Genomic DNA, 16,695 nt, shown 5'->3' with positions numbered 1-16,695 from the left:
CCGGAGCCCGGTATCACGATGAGCGACAAGAAGGCCAGCAACCAGATGTGGGGCGGACGTTTTGCCTCGGGCCCGGCCGCGATCATGGAGGCGATCAACGCCTCCATAGGCTTCGACAAGAAGCTCTACGCCCAAGACATCCGAGGTTCCGTCGCCCACTCCGAGATGCTGGCGGAAACGGGCATTATTTCCGTCGCAGATCAACAGAAAATCGCTCACGGGCTGAACACGATCCTGCGAGAAATCGAAGACGGCAAGTTCACCTTCTCGACCCGGCTCGAAGACATCCACATGAACATTGAGTCGCGCCTGGCCGAGCTGATCGGTCCGGCCGCCGGGCGCCTGCACACCGCCCGCTCGCGCAACGACCAGGTAGCGGTCGACTTCCGCCTCTGGGTCAAGGATGAATTCCACCGCATCGTCGAGGCGCTGAAGGGGCTGATCGCGGCCTTCCTCGAACGCGCCGAGCAGCACGCAGGAACCGTCATGCCCGGCTTCACCCATCTCCAGACGGCGCAGCCGGTGACCTTCGGCCATCACTGCATGGCCTATGTCGAGATGTTCGCGCGTGACCTCAGCCGCGTCCGCGACGCGGTTCAGCGCATGGACGAGAGCCCGCTGGGTGCCGCCGCTCTCGCTGGCACCGGTTTCCCGATCGACCGTTTCAAGACCGCCGCAGCGCTCGGCTTCCGCGAGCCGACCCGCAACTCGCTCGACAGCGTCTCGGACCGCGACTACGCGCTCGAGTTTCTGTCGATCGCCGCGATCTGCGCCACGCATATGTCGCGGCTTGCCGAAGAGATCGTCATCTGGTCGACGCCGCAATTTGGCTTCGTGCGCCTGTCCGACAGCTATTCGACCGGCTCGTCGATCATGCCGCAGAAGAAGAACCCTGACGCCGCCGAACTGGTGCGTGCCAAGACCGGCCGCGTCAACGGCCACCTGATCGGTCTTCTGACTGTGATGAAGGGCCTGCCGCTGACCTATTCCAAGGACATGCAGGAAGACAAGGAAGCGGTGTTCGACGCCGCCGAGACGCTCGACCTGATGCTCGCCGCGATGACCGGCATGGTCGGCGACATGACCATCAACGACCAGGCAATGAAGCGCGCCGCCGGCTCGGGCTATTCGACGGCGACCGACCTCGCCGACTGGCTGGTGCGCGAGATCGGCCTGCCCTTCCGCGAGGCGCACCACGTCACCGGCCGAGCCGTGGCACTGGCCGAAAGCAAGAAGGTCGGGCTGGAAAAGCTCACGCTGGACGACCTCAAGTCGATCCACGACGGCATCACCGACGACATCTTCTCGGTGCTGTCGGTGCAGAACTCGGTGAAGAGCCGAACCTCCTTCGGCGGCACGGCACCCGCAGAGGTGAAGAAACAGATCCGCTACTGGAAGAAACGCTTGACGAAAGCTTGATCGATCCGGGGTGCAATGAGCAAAAATCTCCGCTACAAGCGGCGGGGAATTTTTCTCGGATGGATGGGTCATGACCGCTGGCAGGATTTTGGTGACGCTTGGGCTGATCGCGGCGGTCGGCATGGTTTCGGCCTGCGGCCGCAAGGGCGACCTCGACACCCCTTACGATGCAGCCGTGCAGGCGCAAAAAGATGCTGCAAAGGCCGGCCAGCCAGCGACCGCCACGCCGCAGAAACCGGTCGAGGACAAGCCTTTCATCCTCGACCCGCTGCTCTGAGCCGCGTTCCACCTTTCGAAAGCAGTTGCCGTGAACCATTTCGACTATCGTGACGGCGTCCTCCACGCCGAAGACGTGGCGCTAACCGACATCGCGCGGAGCGTCGGCACGCCGTTCTATTGCTATTCCACGGCGACGCTGACGCGACATTTCAACGTCTTCTCCAAGGCCTTTGCCGACCTCGACTCGCTGGTCTGCTACGCCATGAAAGCGAATTCCAACCAGGCGGTGCTGAAGACGCTGGCCCGGCTCGGCGCCGGCGCCGACGTGGTGTCGGAAGGCGAGATGCGGCGTGCACTGGCCGCGGGCATTCCGGCGAACAAGATCCTGTTTTCCGGCGTCGGCAAGACCGCCCGCGAGATGGATTTCGCGCTGCAGGCCGGCATCCTGTGCTTCAACGTCGAATCCAAGCCGGAACTCGAGCTTCTGTCCGCACGCGCAGTGGCCAACGGCAAGATTGCACCGGTGTCGCTGCGCATCAACCCCAATGTCGACGCCAAGACGCACAAGAAGATCTCGACAGGTCTCGCCGAAAACAAGTTCGGCATTCCAAGGCAGCACGCACGTGAGGTGTATGCCCGCGCGGCCGCCCTGCCCGGTCTCAAGGTGACCGGCATCGACATGCATATCGGCAGCCAGATCACCGAGCTGCAGCCCTTCGACGACGCCTTTGCGCTGCTGGTCGAGCTGGTCGCGACGCTGCGCGCCGACGGCCATGCCATCGACCATGTCGATCTCGGCGGCGGGCTGGGCATTCCTTACAAGACCGACAACTCGCCGCCGCCGCTGCCCGACGCCTATGCCCAGATCGTGCACAAGCATGTCGGCAAGCTCGGCCTCAAGGTGATGTTCGAACCGGGCCGCCTGATCGTCGGCAATGCCGGCATCCTGGTGTCCGAAGTGATCTTCGTGAAGGAAGGCGACGCCAAGAACTTCCTCATCGTCGACGCCGCGATGAACGACCTGATCCGGCCGACGCTTTACGACGCCTATCACGACATCCGCCCGGTGGTGCAGGCCAAGGCCGATGCGCCGCGCATGACTGTCGACATCGTCGGGCCGGTCTGCGAGACCGGCGATTTCCTCGGCCTTGACCGCGACCTGCCAAGGCTCAGGTCGGGCGACCTGATCGCGGTCAGCACCGCCGGTGCCTATGGCGCGGTCCAGGCGGGCACCTACAACACCCGTCCCTTGGTGCCGGAAGTTCTGGTCGACGGCGACCGCTTCCACGTCATCCGCAAGCGCCAGACCTATGACGAACTGATCGGCCTCGATTCTGTACCGGACTGGCTGGCGTAGGAGCGTCGTATCTGGTGCGGTCGGTCGGCCGTGCGTCCTTCGACAAGCTCAGGATGAGGATGGTCAGCGCCAGCGATGTATCGTCGAACCGTTCAGATCGAACTCTTTCAACGTGAGCGCCACCAGCACCAACGGTCCTCATCCTGAGCTTGTCGAAGGACGCACGATCGAGCAACCGCACTAACTCGATCAACAATCAGCGAAGATAAACCTGGGTGGCTATTTCACGATTGCGTTGGTCGCCTCGCCTTCGCCGTGATTGATGGTATTCTGCCATAGGCAGGTGGCCGCATCCCGCGCCGCCCAAGCGGAAGGGCCGATGACGGAACCGACCAGATCAGCTCTGCATCGAGACATCGCCGCCAGACTGGGCAGGACACGCCTGGCCATAGGCGCGGCCATGATCGTCGAGCGTGGCTGGCCGCTGGTGCTGCCGCTGCTCGTCACAGCCAGCCTGTTCCTCAGCCTGTCATGGCTCGGCCTGTTCCGCCTGTTGCCCGACATGGCGCGACTGGCGCTGATCGTGGCCTTCGCCATCGCCGGGCTCGCGTCGCTCTATCCTCTGCGGTTTTTCCGCTTCCCTTCCTGGTCCGAGATCGACAGCCGCCTCGAACGCGCCAACCAGCTGCTGCACGCGCCGGTGCAGGTCCAGACCGACCGGCCATCGGGCAAGGCGGACGGGTTTGCCGACGCCCTGTGGCGCGAGCACCAAAAGCGCATGGCCGAGCGGCTGGGCACCCTTGGCGGCGACATGCCGCGCACCAACGTGCCGGAGCGCGACCCCTGGGCGCTGCGGGCGGCGGCGGCACTGCTGCTGGTCTGTGCCTTCGCCTTCTCGTTCGGCCCGATGGGCGGCCGGCTGGGCGACGCCTTCCGGGCGCATGCGGCGCGCGACGCCGTTCCGCCGCGCATCGACGCCTGGGTGACGCCGCCGACCTACACCGGCAAGGCACCGATCTTCCTGACCGCCGACGCCAGCAAGGACGTCCCCGTCATCAGCGTGCCGGAAGGCAGCGAACTGTCGTTGCGGGTGACCGGCGGCAGCGGCGAGGAAACGCTTGCCTACACCAATGCCAAAGGCGAGGTCCGTGACATTGCGCCGAGCGGAGCCAAAGCCGATCCGGCCAAGCCGGCAATGACAGGCCCGGTTGCCGCCGTGCGGCAGTTTGCCGACAAGCTGACCGCCGAGGGCCGGCTTACGCTGAAGTCCGGCGACGACGAACTGGACAGCTGGGCCTTCACCGTGGTCCCGGACAATCCGCCGAAGATCAGCTTCGTCGGCGAGCCCAAGCGCGCCGTCAACGGCACGCTGGAACTGACCTACAACATCGAAGACGACTACGGCGCCGCTTCGGCCAAGGCCGATTTCGCCCTTGCCGAGGACCAGGCGCCGGATGCCCGCCCGCTCTACGGTGCGCCTGAAATGCCTCTTTCGCTGCCGCGCCGCGGCGCCGCGAAGAAGCCTGTGAAGGCAACGCGCGACCTGACCGAGCATGTCTGGGCCGGCGCCTCCGTCAGGCTCACGCTGCACGCCGTCGACGACGCCGGCCAGGAAGCGAAAAGCGAAACCAAGACGATCATCCTGCCCGAAAAGCCCTTCACCAACCCGCTTGCCCGGGCGGTGATCGAGCAGCGCCGGCTGCTGGCCCTCGACGCCAACGCCAAGCCGCGCGTGCTCGAGCTGATGGACGCCATCACGCTGAGGCCCGAAGACACGATCGACAACCTCTCGCACTATCTCGCCCTCATGAGCGCGCGTGCGCGGCTGAAGATGGCCGGCTCCGACGACCAGCTGCGCGAGGTCGTGACCTATCTCTGGCAGGTCGCGCTCGGCATCGAGGAGGGTGACCTGTCGGCGGCGGAGAAACGCCTGCGCCAAGCCCAGCAGGCCTTACAGGATGCGCTGGAGCGTGGCGCCAGCGACGAGGAGATCGACAAGCTGATGGCCGAGCTGCGCGAAGCCATGAACGATTTCCTGCGCGAGTTTGCCGAACGCAACCAGCAGAATCAAACCGCGCAGAACCAGGCGCCGGGTCAGGAGCTGCGCCAGAGCGACCTGCAGCGCATGCTCGACCAGATCGAGAACCTGGCCAAGTCGGGCAACCGCGACCAGGCCCGCGAGTTGCTGTCGCAGTTGCAGGACATGATGAACAACCTGCAGGCAGGCCGGCGCCAGCAAGGCCAGCAGGGCCAGCAGAACTCCGAGATGCGCCAGCAGATGGACAAGCTCGGCGAGATCATGCGGCGCCAGCAGGAGATGATGAACGAGACGTTCCGCATGGACCAGATGCAGCGTGGCCAGCAGCAGCAGGACGACCCGTTCGGCGAGAATGGCGAGCCCGGCCAGCAGCAGCAACAGGGCCAGCAAGGCGAAGGCCAGCAGGGCCGGCCGATGACGCCGCAGGAATTTGCCGACGCGCTCAAGCAGTTGCAACAGGGCCAGGGCCAGTTGGAGAAGGACCTCGAAGCGCTGATGAAGGGCCTGGAAGGCATGGGCATCAAGCCGGGCGAAGGTTTCGGCGATGCCGGCGAATCGATGAACCAGGCCGAGGGTGCACTCGGCAAGGGCGAAGGCGACCGCGCCGTCGGCCACCAGGGTCGCGCGCTGGAAGCCCTGCGCAAGGGCGCGCAGGACATGATGCAGCAGATGCAGGCCATGCAGGGCGACCAGGGCGGCAGCGAGGAAGGCGGCCGCCAGCAGAACGCCGACCGCGACCCGCTGGGCCGTCCGCGCGCCACCACCGGCCCCGATTTCGGCGATTCGGTGAAGGTGCCCGACGAGATCGACGTCCAGCGCGCGCGCCAGATCCTCGACGCCATCCGCAAGCGGCTCGGCAACGCGCTCAGCCCCGAGCTGGAGCGCAGCTATCTCGAACGGCTGCTCGAGTTGAAGTAGCCGGCCTCCGCTTGGCCGGCTGCATCAGATCGGGGATCTTCAGCCTGGAACCATCCCCGCTTCGCGCGCCATGGCGAAGTCCTTCTGGCTGGCTCGCTGGAAGGCCGGCCGGGCGGTCAGCCTGTCGAGATATTCCTTGAACACCGGCTTCTCGGGCAGGACCTTCAGCACCTGGGTGCCAAAGTTGATGCCGCCGCCGATCTGGGTGTCGGCCGCGGTGAAGCGGTCACCGGCGATGTAGGGCCGCGACGACAGCGTGCGTTCCAGATTGGCGATCATTTCGCTGAACGAACCGTAGGAATAGCCGCTGCCCATGAACTCGTGGCCATGCGCCTTGGCCGCCAGGACCGGGTCGAACACCCCATCCGCATAGACAAGCCAGGTCAGGTACGCTGCGCGCATCTTGTCGCCGATAGCGGGCGCGAGACCCGCTTCGGGAAAGGCGTCGCAGAGATAGGTGCAGATCGCCGCCCGCTCTGTGACCACGACGCCGTCATGGACGATCGCCGGGACCTTCTTGTTGGGCTGGATCGACCGGTATTCCTCAGGCACCCCGCCAGGCGCGCGGATATCGACCTTCTCGATCTGGTAGGGCGCGCCAAGTTCCTCGAGCAGCCACAGCATGTTCGACGCGCGCGACCACGGAGCATGGTAGAAAATGATCATGGCTTCCTCCTCGCTTCAGATGGCACCACCATAGCACTGCCCTCCTGACAGCCCTTTGTCAGGATGGATGGCAGGAGCCCTCCATCCGACCCGAGATCAGCGCCGCTGATGGAAAGCGTCGCGGATGGCATCCGCCATGGCGTCGACAGCTTCGCTGATGGCGCGCGGGTTACGATGCAGCACGACCCTTGTCGTATCGATCGGGCCGAAGCCTTCGGCTTCCGTCAACTCCCGGCAGTCGGCCGGGATATTGCTGCGCGCGATCGGCGCCACGCCCAGGCCGGCAGTGACGGCAAGGGTCAGCCCGTTCGTGGTGTCGCTGGTATAGGCGAATCGGTAGTCGATGCCGCGCTGTTCGAGCGAGCGGAGTGCCAATTCGCGACACCAGCCCTCGCGGGTGTAGATGGCGACCGGCAAGGGCCGTTCCCGATGCAGGTCATGATGATTCGAGGTGACCCAGACAGTCGGGTCATGCATCAGCACCTCGACGCCCGTAGGCGCCTGCCATTCGAAAACCACCGCCAGATCAAGCTCTCCAGCCGCAAGAGCCGCCAGTTGGGAGACCGAATAGCCGAACCGGACCGTCACTTCCACCTGGGCGTGGCGCTTGGCGAATGCTCCCAGCGCACGCGACAGGACGGGCTGCCCATACTCCTCCGGCAGCCCGATGCGGACCGGGCCGCCGAGCGGCGCCGACCGCATCGACGAGGCCGTCTCGTCGAGCAATGCGATGATGCGGCGGGCATTGTCGACAAGATCGCCGCCTCGCTGCGTCAGCGTCACGCCGCGCGCGCCGCGTTCGAACAGGACGTCGCCGACGACCTCCTCGAGCCGCTTGATCTGCATGCTGATCGCCGACTGGGTGCGCCCGACGGCTTCCGCCGCGCGGGTAAAATTGCCGCTGTCCGCTACCGCCAGGAACGTACGCAAGAGGTCGCTGTCGAGGCGAACGGTCATGGCATTTCACCACCAGTCATAAGGAATTCTAATGACTGCCATCATTCCAATTCGTTTGCATCGTGTCAAACGCCAATGGATAGTCCGCCTACCCATTGGAAGGTGGCCGTTAGATGCGGCTACGGACTGGTAAGTACCGTCCTCACTTTCACCCGCCGCGGTTTTCACGGCGGGTATTTTTTTGCCCGATTCAAAATGCTGCGACGTCCTTTGCGCGTCCGATGGGACGCGCAAAGCTGTAGACCGCTGGACCAACAGCCGGCTGCGACAAGCGCTCTCTATCCGCCGCGTCTCGCTGTAGAACTGTCCGACGATCTCATGCGACAGGCCGACGGAGACCATGCAGAACAGAACGCTTCTCGGCATCCTGTGCCTGTGCCTGGGCGTGCTGGTGTTTTCGATCCAGGATGCGCTGATCAAGGCCGTGGCCGGCACCTATCCGGTCAGCCAAGCGCTGCTGATCCGCGCCGTCGTGGCCCTGCCGATCCTGCTTTTTCTCGTACATCGTGATGTTGGCCTGGGCGCGCTGGCGTCACCGAACTGGCGCTTCCTGGCGACACGCTCGTCGATCCTGTTCATCTCCTACTGCGCCTACTACCTGGCGATCCCCGCCCTGCCGATCGCCGATGCCGCGGCACTGTTTTTCCTGGCACCGCTGCTGATCATGACGATGGCAGGCCCCTATCTCGGCGAACGGGTGCCGTGGCAGAGCCTCGTTGCCGGCGCTGTCGGCCTGCTCGGCGTCATCGTGATGGTCAATCCGGGTGCCGGAATTTTCGAATGGGCCGCGCTGCTGTCGCTGGTCTCGGCCTTCCTCTACGGCTTCTCGCAACTGATGGCGCGCAAGATCGGGGTCACCGAAAGTGCTACCACCATGGCCTTCTACCAGAACGCCGCCTATCTCGTCGGCGCGGTCGCGATCGGCGCCACGTTCTCGGCAACCGGCTTCACCCACACGGGGCACCCCAGCCTCGACTTCCTGATGCGTCCCTGGGTCTGGCCGAGCCTGCGCAATTTCCTGATGATGGGAGCCTGCGGCGTCATTGCCGCGGTCGGCATGATCCTTCTGGGCCAGGCCTACCGGCTTACGCCCGCCAACAAGGCGGCGACGTTCGAATATACCGGCCTGCTATGGGCGCCCCTGTGGGGATTCCTGTTCTTCACTGAGATCCCGGACAGCGGAACCGTCATCGGCGCCCTGTTGATCGTCGGCGCCGGCATCTTCGCGCTGAATGTCGGCGGCCGGTCGCCTCAGGCCGCGCCAGCGAATGCCGCGGCCGACTGACCCGTCCTTGCCAATGCCAGCGACACCCGGTCGCGAATGTCGGCAAGCGTGAACGGCTTCTGCACGACATCGATGATGAACGCGTCGAGCTCCTCGGCGCGTTCACGCTGGTCGGCGTAGCCTGTCATCAAAAGGATCGGCAGCCCCGGGAAGGAGCGTGCCGCCAGCTGCGCCATCTCGATGCCGTCCATCTCCGGCATGCGGATGTCGGAGACAACAAGGTCGTAGACGCCCTTTTCGGCATGGATGCAGTCGAGCCCCTGCGCACCGTCGCAGGCGACATCGACAATATGGCCGGCGCGTTCGAGCGCGCGGGCAGCGAGGGTACGGACGGACTCGTCGTCCTCAACGATCAGAAGCTTTGCCATGGCGGCGATATTTGCCGCGACAGGTTGACGATTTCTGAAGGCCGGCGAGATTTGTGCCCCGTCTTGGGATCAGGCCTCGCCCTTGACCACCCCGACGAAAGGCAGTTCGCGGAATGCGTGCGCGACATCCATGCCGTAGCCGACGACGAAATAATCCGGGCAGTCGAAACCGACATAATCGGCATCAAGGTCGGTCTTGCGGCGCATGCGCTTGTCGAGCAGCACGGCGATCGAGCAGCTCTTGGCGCCGCGCGACATCATCAGCTCGCGGGTGAACTTCAGCGTCTTGCCCGATTCGAGGATATCGTCGATCAGCAGCACGTCGCGGCCTTTGACCTCGTTGTCGATGTCGCGCAGCACGCGGACCTCGCCGCTGGTCGTGCCGGCGCCGTAGCTCGAGATGAAGATGAACTCGACTTCCGGCGACAGGCCGACATCGTGCATGGCGCGGATCAGGTCGGCGGCGAAAATGAACGAGCCCTTGAGCACCGAGATGACCAGCAGGTCGGTGTAGTCGTGCGCCGCGATATCCTTGGCGAGTTCGAGATTGCGCCGCGCAATCGCCGAAGCGGAGAACAGCACTTCGATTTCCTTGTCGCGCACAACTGGCATGACTTCATCCTATTCCGAGAAAGCGACCGTGACGGTCTTTATCCCGTTCATAGGCACCTCGAGCCGGCTCGAAAAGGCCCATCTTGCGCCTGGCGCCACCGGATCGGCGCCTTTCCCCAGCCTGTAGCGCAGGATCTTGCCGTCGTTTGCCGCAACGGCAATGTCGATCGGTGGCAATGGCGTAGCCGCCTTGCCATCGTTGTACGCAGTCCCGTCGACGAGCAGCACCGGCCTGCGGCCGGAGCTGTCGACCCGCGACGTGACCTCGGCAATGCGCAAGGAAGAGGCCTGCCAGGCCAGCGGAAACGCCGCCGCACGCACGACCGCATGGCCGCCGGACACCCAGAATGCCATTGCCGCCAACGAGATGCCGGCGAGCCAGAAGATCGGACCACCACGAACGGGACTTGGTTCCCGACGTGCTCTTGTCGCCCGCAGCATCTCCATTCCGCCGGCCGAAGCCGCCGAGCCGGGGAAGGCCGGCGGGTCGTCAGCTGATTCGTTGCGGGTATGGGAAGGTTCAATGACCTCGAAATCGGCGTCGACGATGTCTGCCGAATCCACAGCTATCGGCTGGGCGAATGTGTCGCGGGCGTCGGCGGCCATGATTTCGCCGGAAACCGGGCGTGCTTTCCGCTGCTCAGCCATCAGACCCCTTAGACATTTTGCCGAGAGGGGGTAAACGGAAATGGTTAATGCTTCGCCACCGAGGTGCTTTCGAGCCCCACCCCGGACGGAAACTTAACCGTCCGTTAACCATGCGGACCCAAGGTCGTTTCATAGAAACGGGCGACCGGGGTCCCGAGAAAAATCATCGGGATCGATAAACCCAAGGTCTGCAGCACGTGATCCGATTCGAGAATGTCGGCCTCAGATACGGAATGGGACCGGAGATCCTGCGCGATGTCTCCTTCCACATTCCCGAGCGCTCGTTCCAGTTTTTGAGCGGGCCTTCCGGCGCGGGCAAGACCACCCTGCTCCGCCTGCTGTTCCTGTCGCTCAAGCCGACGCGCGGGCTGATCAGCGTTTTCGGCAAGGATCGCACCCGCATTTCGCGCGCCGAGTTGCCGTTGATGCGCCGACGCATCGGAGTGGTGTTCCAGGATTTTCGGCTGCTCGACCACATGACCACCTACGAGAACGTGGCGTTGCCGCTGCGCGTGCGCGGACGCGAGGAGGCGAGCTACCGCACCGACGTCATCGAACTGCTGAAATGGGTCGGCCTGGGCGAACGCATGCATGTGCTGCCGCCAGTGCTTTCGGGCGGCGAAAAGCAGCGTGCCGCGATTGCCCGCGCACTGATCGAGCAGCCGGAGATCCTGCTGGCCGACGAGCCGACCGGCAATGTCGATCCGCCGCTGGCGCGACGCCTGCTCAGGCTGTTCATCGAACTCAACCGGCTCGGCACCGCAGTGGTCATTGCCACCCACGATCTCGGCCTGATGGACCAGGTCGACGCCCGGCGCATGATTCTCGCCGGCGGAAAGCTCGACATCTATGACTGAAGCCCCCGCCGACACCCGCGACCACGACGAGGAATTCGAGGACGAATTCGAAGATGCGCCGATGCAACAGCCGGCACCGCGCCTGCAGCGCAAGACGGCACCCATCGTGCCGTCTCAGAACGTCGCCGGCCGGGCGCTGGTGCTGGTCATCGCCATCATGACGTTCCTGTCGTGCCTGACGCTGGGCGCGGTGACGCTGGTGCGCGATACCGCCTCGGTGTGGGAGAACCAGATTTCGCGCGAGGCCACGATCCAGATCAAGCCTGTCGACGGGCTCGACATGGATGCAGCGCTTGAGACTGCCGCCCGCATCGCCGGTGAATTTGCCGGCGTGGTTTCGACCAGGATCGTCGACCGCGAGGCCACCGCCCGCCTGCTCGAACCATGGCTCGGTTCGGGGCTCAACATCGACGAACTGCCGGTGCCGCGGCTGATCATCGTCACCATCGACGAAACCAGCCCGCCGGACTTCGGCGCCATGCGCGCCGCCATCACGCCGAAGGTGCCGACAGCCTCGCTCGACGACCATCGCACCTGGGTCGACCGGCTGGTGGCGATGGCGCGCACCACTGTCACGATCGGCATCGGCGTGCTGGTATTGATGCTGGCAGCGACCGTGCTGTCGGTGGTGTTTGCCACGCGCGGCGCCATGGCCGGCAACGGTCACATCATTGAGGTGCTGCATTTCGTCGGCGCCGAGGCGCGCTTCATCGCCAGCGAATTCCGCCGCCACTTCCTGCTGACCGGCATGAAGGGCGCGGCCGCCGGCGGCGCTGCCGCGGTCATCGTGTTCATCATCTTTTCCTGGTGGTCGTCGCGCAACCTGGCGACGCCGGAAGCCGACCAGGCGACGGCACTGTTCGGCAACTTCGCCATTGGTGCCAACGGCTATCTCGGGGTCGCGGTCATCGTCGCCGTCATCGGCGGGCTGACCGCCGCCACGTCGCATTTCACCGTGGTTCGCTACCTCGGCGACATGGATCTGCACCAGCCGGACGGGATGTAGACCATGCCGCTATCACGGATCATGTCAAAACGTCACGCAATGTGCATAATGGGGCTCTGTAAATGCCGCATTCCCTGCTTAACCATGGCTTCGTGATGGGACAGAACGCGCTCGCTGCATCGGGGACGGTTTCAGGAACGAGATTCTACCCGGCCGGGCGCTCGCCGCGCCGGAGAACAATCTTTTTGCGCCGCATTCTGTTCATCCTTGTGACGTTCGCCGTCATCTTCACCGGCGGATTCGGCTTCTTTGCCGTCCATGTCAGCGGCATGAGCACGCCTGCGAACCCCGACAAGGCCGACGCCATCATCGTCCTGACCGGCGGGCAGTCGCGGCTCGACGCGGCACTTGACCTGCTCAAGGCCGGCAAGGGCGAGCGCCTGCTGATCAGCGGCGTCCACCCCTCTGCGACGCGCCATCAGCTGCAACTGGCCACCGGCAGCGACAAGTCGCTGTTCAACCGGGTCGACATCGATCGCGCCGCGCTCGACACCATCGGCAATGCCGAGGAAAGCGCCAAGTGGGTCGTCAGCCACGACTACGAGCGCGTCATCCTCGTCACCAACAACTACCACATGCCGCGCAGCCTGCTGGAAATGGGACGGCTGCTGCGCAACGCCAGCCTGGAGCCCTATCCCGTCGTCAATTCCAAGCTGGACGAAGGCCGCTGGCTGACCAAGCCCGAAGCGTTCCGCGTCCTGTTCACCGAATACAACAAGTACCTGCTGGCCCTTGCCCGCGGCATCGTGCCAGTCAAGCCGACGGCCGACGGCGTGCTTGTCGTCCAGGCCCAGGCGGCCGACTAGCTTTTCATTCTCAGCTTTATCGACGTAAACGGCGCGACGCGCCGTTTTCCTTTTTCGGCAGCTTGGTGTAACCAACGGCAACTTCCGTCCTCAGGCGTTCCCCGACAATGCTCCAAATCCGCTCGCTGGCATTCAACTTCGTCTTCTATGTCAGCCTGGTCGTCCAGATGATCCTGTGGACGCCCTACTACTTCCTGTCGCCGCGCCATCGCGCCTGGTTCGTGCCGAAGTTCTGGGCGCGCACGAGCCTGTGGCTGCAGGAAAAGATCGCGGGCACGAAGAGCGAGATATCAGGCATGGAGAACCTGCCGGAAGGCTCGTTCATCCTGGCGCCAAAGCACCAGTCGTTCTGGGACGCCATCGCCTTCTTCCCCTACCTGCGCGACCCGCTCTACATCCTCAAGCGCGAGCTGATGTGGATCCCGTTCTTCGGCTGGTACATCGCCAAGATGAAGATGATCCCGGTTAACCGCGGCAAGCGCTCGGCGGCGCTGAAGGCGGTGGTCGTGGCGACCCGCAAGGAGATGCAGCACGACCGCCAGCTGATCATCTATCCAGAGGGCACGCGCCGCGCACCGGGCGACGAACCGGCCTACAAATGGGGCATCGCCGAGCTTTATGCGGCACTCAACATGCCGGTGGTGCCGGTTGCCCATGTCGCCGGCCTTTACTGGCCGCGCCGCAAGTTCCTGCGCTTTCCCGGCACCATCAAGGCGCGCTTCCTGCCGCCTATCCCTGCCGGGCTGAGCCGCGAAGAATTCATGTCGCGACTGGTCGCTGAAACCGAAGCCGCCTGCGACCAATTCCTGATCGAGGCCGCCAGGTCCGACAACCCGCCGCCTATGCCGCCCACGGCGGTGAAGCGGCTCAGGGAACTGGGTATCGAAGTCGGCTAGCCCTGGGTCATCCGTCGCTCGTGCTCGAGCAGCCAGCGCTTGCGCCAGAGGCCGCCGCCATAGCCGGTCAGGTCGCCGCTGGCGCCGACCACGCGATGGCAGGGAATGACCACGGCGATCGGATTGGCGCCGTTGGCGCGCCCGACCGCGCGCACGGCGGCCGGATTGCCGATCTCAGCGGCAAGACCGGAATAGGTCACCGATGTACCCGCCGGAATGCGCCGTAGACCATCCCAGACCTGACGCTCGAAAGCGGTGCCCTGCGGCGCCAGCCGGGTGGTGAAATTGGCAGATTTGCCGGCAAAATAGGCGCCCAACTCTGCCTCGATTTGGTCGATCGGTGTGGCCCGCCCAAAGGCGATGGCCGAGCCGGTGGCAGCCTGCAGCTTGCGCACCTCCGATGCCAGGGCCTTGCGTTCGAGGAACTCGAGAATGTGCAGGGCGTGCCGGTCGGCGATGGCGATCAACGGACCGATGGGCGTTTCGATCCAGTCGGCCTTGAGCATGATCTTGCCGCGCAGCCTGGCCGGTGCCTCGCCGAGGAGTCGGGTCACCGCCGCGCGAAAGCCGCTGCCGGAATCGAAGCTGGCATCAAGCTGCGCATCGATGACGCTGTCGCCCGAGGCCAACCGCTCCGCCGCCTGCCCGAGCCGGCGCAGCCGCGCCATCTCGAGAAAGCTCATGCCGAAGCGGCGCTTGAAGGCGCGGCGCACGGTCGAGGCATCGAAGCCCATCGCAATGATGTCGGTTTCGAGCCAGCGCCGCTCCGGTTCGCGTTCGAGCGCGTCGAGCAGGGTCGACACGACTGGTTCGGGAGCACCCGTGCCCATCATCGGCCGGCAACGCTGGCACGGCCGGAAGCCGGCATGCAGGCATTGGGCCGTGGTATCAAAGAACTGCACGTTCTCGCGCTTGGGCTTGCGGGCAGCACAAGTCAGCCGGCAGAAGATGCCCGTCGTGCGCACCCCGACATAGGCAAAGCCGTCGTAGCCCTGATCGCGCGCGATCAGGACTACGTAGAGCGTATCATCGCTGGGGCGTTGGAAAAGCATGGCCAATGCTTAGCGCGAGTCCTCTTCCTGGTGCGCCGAAAATCGGGCGCGCATTTTTCGCTGCTGACAGGTCATTTGCCGACGAGATGCGCCACCTCTTCCAGCCAGTGATCGCGGATGCCGAGCGCCTTGAGGTGCTCGACCGTGCTTGCGACGTAGTCCTCGTTGCGGCCGGACTGTCCGACCGCCCCGGTGACGATCTCGGCGGCATGAGCGGCATCGAGATTGCCGGCATATTGGGAATGCTTGCGGTCGGCGATATAGCAGACCGCCTCCACCTTTTCGCCCCGGTCGAGCTGGATCGATAGCCGGCGCTCGAGATAGACGCTGGTGACGAGTTCCCGGTCGCGCAGATAGGCAAGCACTTCGTCGCGCAGATCTCCAGGCACGCGAAAGGCGAGGCCGACGCAGGAGCCGCCGCGGTCGAGGCCGAGTACCAGCCCGGGCCGTTGCTCGGTGCCGCGATGCACCCAGGACCGGATGCACAGCGCGCGGCGAAAGCCCATCAACCGGGCGCGGCGCGTTTCGACATGGGCGAAACCCGGACGCCACATCAGCGAGCCATAGCCAAAAACCCAAAAATCGCCCATATCGCCAAGCCTGTTGGTGGTTCGCGGTCGAACCGCGTTAGCGAGAGCCTTAGCATGACGTCAAGCCAGGACCGGAAACCGAACTCAAGCCGCCGCTTCCTGTGGCTGGCGCTGTTCATCATCGTGCTGTTCGGCGGCTACAGCGCCGGCTGGTTCTGGTTTGCCGGGCGGGCGCAGCAGGAAGTGGTCCAGCGTATCGCCGAAGTCAACCGCGACGGCGTATCCGCCACCTGCGCCAAGCCTGAGATCAAGGGCTTCCCGTTCCGGATCGGCCTGTTCTGCGACAGGCTGGAATTCGAGGACGCGACGCGGCGGGTTTCGGTGAGCGCCGGCAGCCTGCGCACCGCGGCCCAGGTCTACCAGCCGATGCGCACGGTGCTCGAAATCGACGGGCCGCTGCGCCTGACGGCGCCGGACCTGCCGCAACTCCAGTTCGACTGGGAACTGCTGCATGCCAGCGCTCGCATCGCCCAGCCGCTGCCCGAACGGCTGTCGGTCGAGACGCGCAAGCTCGTCGGCCAGGCATCCTTCAGCGACGGCACGCCGATGCCGCTGTTCACCGCCGAGGACACCCAGTTGCATCTGCGCCCGAACGGCCCCGATATCGACATTGCCGGCACCTTCACCGGCCTGGCGATCGACCCCAAGGCAACGCATGGACGTCAGCTGCCGCCGCTGGACGGCAGCGCCGACACCTCGCTCAAGAACGGCGTGGAGTTGCTTGCAGACAAAGCGAGAAGCCTGCGTGGCCAGGCAGGCACGATCCGTTCGATGACGCTGTCGACCGGCGGCAACGCGGGTGCTGCGATCAGCGGGCCATGGTCGATCGCTGAAGACGGGCTGTTGGACGCCGACCTCAAGGTGACGATCCGCAACCCGCGCGAGCTGTCGCGCATCCTTTCGGAGATCGTGCCGGAACAGCGCCAACAGTTCGAGACCGCCTTCTCGGGCCTCGCAATTCTCGGCGACGCACCGACCCTGCCGCTCAAGATCGTCAAGGGCAAGGCGACGCTGGGGTTCATTCCGCTGGGCATGGTGCCGGCGGTGGAGTGAGGTGAGCG

At 64.8% G+C, this 16,695-nt stretch carries 17 protein-coding genes; 10 read left to right on the top strand and 7 right to left on the bottom strand.

Annotated features, from left to right (window positions below):
- The first annotated feature begins 18 nt into the window (after nucleotides 1-18).
- The 4 genes from argH (at nucleotide 19) to O1Y97_RS07980 (ending at nucleotide 5,891) form a co-directional block, all read left to right on the top strand.
- Complete coding sequence (gene argH / locus O1Y97_RS07995) at nucleotides 19-1,419, top strand: argininosuccinate lyase (RefSeq protein WP_318763673.1); 1,401 nt, start codon at nucleotides 19-21, stop codon at nucleotides 1,417-1,419.
- A gap of 70 nt (nucleotides 1,420-1,489) precedes the next feature.
- Nucleotides 1,490-1,696, top strand: coding sequence for an LPS translocon maturation chaperone LptM (gene lptM / locus O1Y97_RS07990; RefSeq protein WP_183262461.1), 207 nt, complete (start codon nucleotides 1,490-1,492; stop codon nucleotides 1,694-1,696).
- A 30-nt stretch (nucleotides 1,697-1,726) separates the two neighbouring features.
- Nucleotides 1,727-2,995 carry a diaminopimelate decarboxylase gene (gene lysA / locus O1Y97_RS07985; RefSeq protein WP_318763672.1) on the top strand — a complete coding sequence of 423 codons (1,269 nt, stop codon included), beginning with the start codon at nucleotides 1,727-1,729 and terminating at the stop codon, nucleotides 2,993-2,995.
- A 319-nt stretch (nucleotides 2,996-3,314) separates the two neighbouring features.
- A complete protein-coding gene (locus O1Y97_RS07980) occupies nucleotides 3,315-5,891 on the top strand; it encodes a TIGR02302 family protein (protein ID WP_318763671.1) in 2,577 nt (858 codons plus the stop codon).
- Between the two features lie 39 nt (nucleotides 5,892-5,930).
- Here O1Y97_RS07980 and O1Y97_RS07975 read toward each other — a convergent pair whose 3' ends face one another.
- A complete protein-coding gene (locus O1Y97_RS07975) occupies nucleotides 5,931-6,557 on the bottom strand; it encodes a glutathione S-transferase family protein (RefSeq protein WP_108606834.1) in 627 nt (208 codons plus the stop codon).
- Between the two features lie 96 nt (nucleotides 6,558-6,653).
- Nucleotides 6,654-7,514, bottom strand: a complete 861-nt coding sequence (locus tag O1Y97_RS07970; protein WP_318763670.1) for a LysR substrate-binding domain-containing protein — start codon at nucleotides 7,512-7,514, stop codon at nucleotides 6,654-6,656.
- 340 nt (nucleotides 7,515-7,854) lie between these two features.
- On the opposite strand from O1Y97_RS07970, the gene O1Y97_RS07965 reads away from it, so the two are divergent.
- Nucleotides 7,855-8,799: a DMT family transporter gene (locus O1Y97_RS07965; protein WP_318763669.1), complete on the top strand. Its 945-nt coding sequence runs from the start codon at nucleotides 7,855-7,857 to the stop codon at nucleotides 8,797-8,799.
- Here the strand turns inward: O1Y97_RS07965 and O1Y97_RS07960 are convergent.
- The 3 genes from O1Y97_RS07960 to O1Y97_RS07950 form a co-directional block, all read right to left on the bottom strand.
- On the bottom strand, nucleotides 8,766-9,167 hold the full coding sequence (locus O1Y97_RS07960) for a response regulator (RefSeq protein ID WP_318763668.1): 402 nt from the start codon (nucleotides 9,165-9,167) through the stop codon (nucleotides 8,766-8,768). The genes O1Y97_RS07965 and O1Y97_RS07960 overlap by 34 nt on opposite strands.
- Before the next feature lie 69 nt (nucleotides 9,168-9,236).
- The gene (hpt, locus tag O1Y97_RS07955) at nucleotides 9,237-9,779 is read right to left on the bottom strand and encodes a hypoxanthine phosphoribosyltransferase (RefSeq protein ID WP_183262468.1); all 543 of its coding nucleotides are present in this window, start codon (nucleotides 9,777-9,779) and stop codon (nucleotides 9,237-9,239) included.
- A gap of 9 nt (nucleotides 9,780-9,788) precedes the next feature.
- Nucleotides 9,789-10,427 carry a hypothetical protein gene (locus O1Y97_RS07950; RefSeq protein WP_318763667.1) on the bottom strand — a complete coding sequence of 213 codons (639 nt, stop codon included), beginning with the start codon at nucleotides 10,425-10,427 and terminating at the stop codon, nucleotides 9,789-9,791.
- 197 nt (nucleotides 10,428-10,624) lie between these two features.
- Between O1Y97_RS07950 and ftsE the strand changes: the two genes are divergently transcribed.
- From ftsE to O1Y97_RS07930, 4 genes are all read left to right on the top strand, one after another.
- Nucleotides 10,625-11,284 carry a cell division ATP-binding protein FtsE gene (gene ftsE / locus O1Y97_RS07945; RefSeq protein WP_055973192.1) on the top strand — a complete coding sequence of 220 codons (660 nt, stop codon included), beginning with the start codon at nucleotides 10,625-10,627 and terminating at the stop codon, nucleotides 11,282-11,284.
- The gene (locus O1Y97_RS07940; protein ID WP_318763666.1) at nucleotides 11,277-12,290 is read left to right on the top strand and encodes a cell division protein FtsX; all 1,014 of its coding nucleotides are present in this window, start codon (nucleotides 11,277-11,279) and stop codon (nucleotides 12,288-12,290) included. The genes ftsE and O1Y97_RS07940 overlap by 8 nt, the downstream gene beginning before the upstream one ends.
- A gap of 62 nt (nucleotides 12,291-12,352) precedes the next feature.
- Nucleotides 12,353-13,096, top strand: coding sequence for a YdcF family protein (locus O1Y97_RS07935; protein ID WP_404801256.1), 744 nt, complete (start codon nucleotides 12,353-12,355; stop codon nucleotides 13,094-13,096).
- A 107-nt stretch (nucleotides 13,097-13,203) separates the two neighbouring features.
- The gene (locus O1Y97_RS07930) at nucleotides 13,204-13,992 is read left to right on the top strand and encodes a lysophospholipid acyltransferase family protein (RefSeq protein WP_108606828.1); all 789 of its coding nucleotides are present in this window, start codon (nucleotides 13,204-13,206) and stop codon (nucleotides 13,990-13,992) included.
- Here the strand turns inward: O1Y97_RS07930 and O1Y97_RS07925 are convergent.
- Both O1Y97_RS07925 and O1Y97_RS07920 read right to left on the bottom strand, forming a co-directional pair.
- The gene (locus O1Y97_RS07925) at nucleotides 13,989-15,044 is read right to left on the bottom strand and encodes a bifunctional transcriptional activator/DNA repair enzyme AdaA (protein WP_318763665.1); all 1,056 of its coding nucleotides are present in this window, start codon (nucleotides 15,042-15,044) and stop codon (nucleotides 13,989-13,991) included. The two genes, O1Y97_RS07930 and O1Y97_RS07925, sit on opposite strands and share 4 nt — an antisense overlap.
- Before the next feature lie 71 nt (nucleotides 15,045-15,115).
- Nucleotides 15,116-15,634: a gamma-glutamylcyclotransferase gene (locus tag O1Y97_RS07920; RefSeq protein ID WP_318763664.1), complete on the bottom strand. Its 519-nt coding sequence runs from the start codon at nucleotides 15,632-15,634 to the stop codon at nucleotides 15,116-15,118.
- 54 nt (nucleotides 15,635-15,688) lie between these two features.
- Between O1Y97_RS07920 and O1Y97_RS07915 the strand changes: the two genes are divergently transcribed.
- The gene (locus O1Y97_RS07915; protein ID WP_318763663.1) at nucleotides 15,689-16,687 is read left to right on the top strand and encodes a DUF2125 domain-containing protein; all 999 of its coding nucleotides are present in this window, start codon (nucleotides 15,689-15,691) and stop codon (nucleotides 16,685-16,687) included.
- Nucleotides 16,688-16,695: the final 8 nt, after the last annotated feature.

The organism is Aminobacter niigataensis, from assembly GCF_946995915.1.
In the GTDB taxonomy this organism is placed as follows: Bacteria; Pseudomonadota; Alphaproteobacteria; order Rhizobiales; family Rhizobiaceae; genus Aminobacter; species Aminobacter niigataensis.
Note: the sequence above shows the minus strand (reverse complement) of the source record. Positions and strands in the feature narration are given on the sequence as shown.

Bases quoted from the DNA above. Each gene is read 5' to 3' on its own strand.
- argH (WP_318763673.1), top strand. From the start codon at position 19: ATGAGCGACAAGAAGGCCAGCAACCAGATGTGGGGCGGACGTTTTGCC.
- lptM (WP_183262461.1), top strand. From the start codon at position 1,490: ATGACCGCTGGCAGGATTTTGGTGACGCTTGGGCTGATCGCGGCGGTC.
- O1Y97_RS07980 (WP_318763671.1), top strand. From the start codon at position 3,315: ATGACGGAACCGACCAGATCAGCTCTGCATCGAGACATCGCCGCCAGA.
- O1Y97_RS07975 (WP_108606834.1), bottom strand. From the start codon at position 6,557: ATGATCATTTTCTACCATGCTCCGTGGTCGCGCGCGTCGAACATGCTG.
- O1Y97_RS07970 (WP_318763670.1), bottom strand. From the start codon at position 7,514: ATGACCGTTCGCCTCGACAGCGACCTCTTGCGTACGTTCCTGGCGGTA.
- O1Y97_RS07965 (WP_318763669.1), top strand. From the start codon at position 7,855: ATGCAGAACAGAACGCTTCTCGGCATCCTGTGCCTGTGCCTGGGCGTG.
- O1Y97_RS07960 (WP_318763668.1), bottom strand. From the start codon at position 9,167: ATGGCAAAGCTTCTGATCGTTGAGGACGACGAGTCCGTCCGTACCCTC.
- hpt (WP_183262468.1), bottom strand. From the start codon at position 9,779: ATGCCAGTTGTGCGCGACAAGGAAATCGAAGTGCTGTTCTCCGCTTCG.
- O1Y97_RS07950 (WP_318763667.1), bottom strand. From the start codon at position 10,427: ATGGCTGAGCAGCGGAAAGCACGCCCGGTTTCCGGCGAAATCATGGCC.
- O1Y97_RS07940 (WP_318763666.1), top strand. From the start codon at position 11,277: ATGACTGAAGCCCCCGCCGACACCCGCGACCACGACGAGGAATTCGAG.
- O1Y97_RS07935 (WP_404801256.1), top strand. From the start codon at position 12,353: ATGCCGCATTCCCTGCTTAACCATGGCTTCGTGATGGGACAGAACGCG.
- O1Y97_RS07930 (WP_108606828.1), top strand. From the start codon at position 13,204: ATGCTCCAAATCCGCTCGCTGGCATTCAACTTCGTCTTCTATGTCAGC.
- O1Y97_RS07925 (WP_318763665.1), bottom strand. From the start codon at position 15,044: ATGCTTTTCCAACGCCCCAGCGATGATACGCTCTACGTAGTCCTGATC.
- O1Y97_RS07920 (WP_318763664.1), bottom strand. From the start codon at position 15,634: ATGGGCGATTTTTGGGTTTTTGGCTATGGCTCGCTGATGTGGCGTCCG.
- O1Y97_RS07915 (WP_318763663.1), top strand. From the start codon at position 15,689: ATGACGTCAAGCCAGGACCGGAAACCGAACTCAAGCCGCCGCTTCCTG.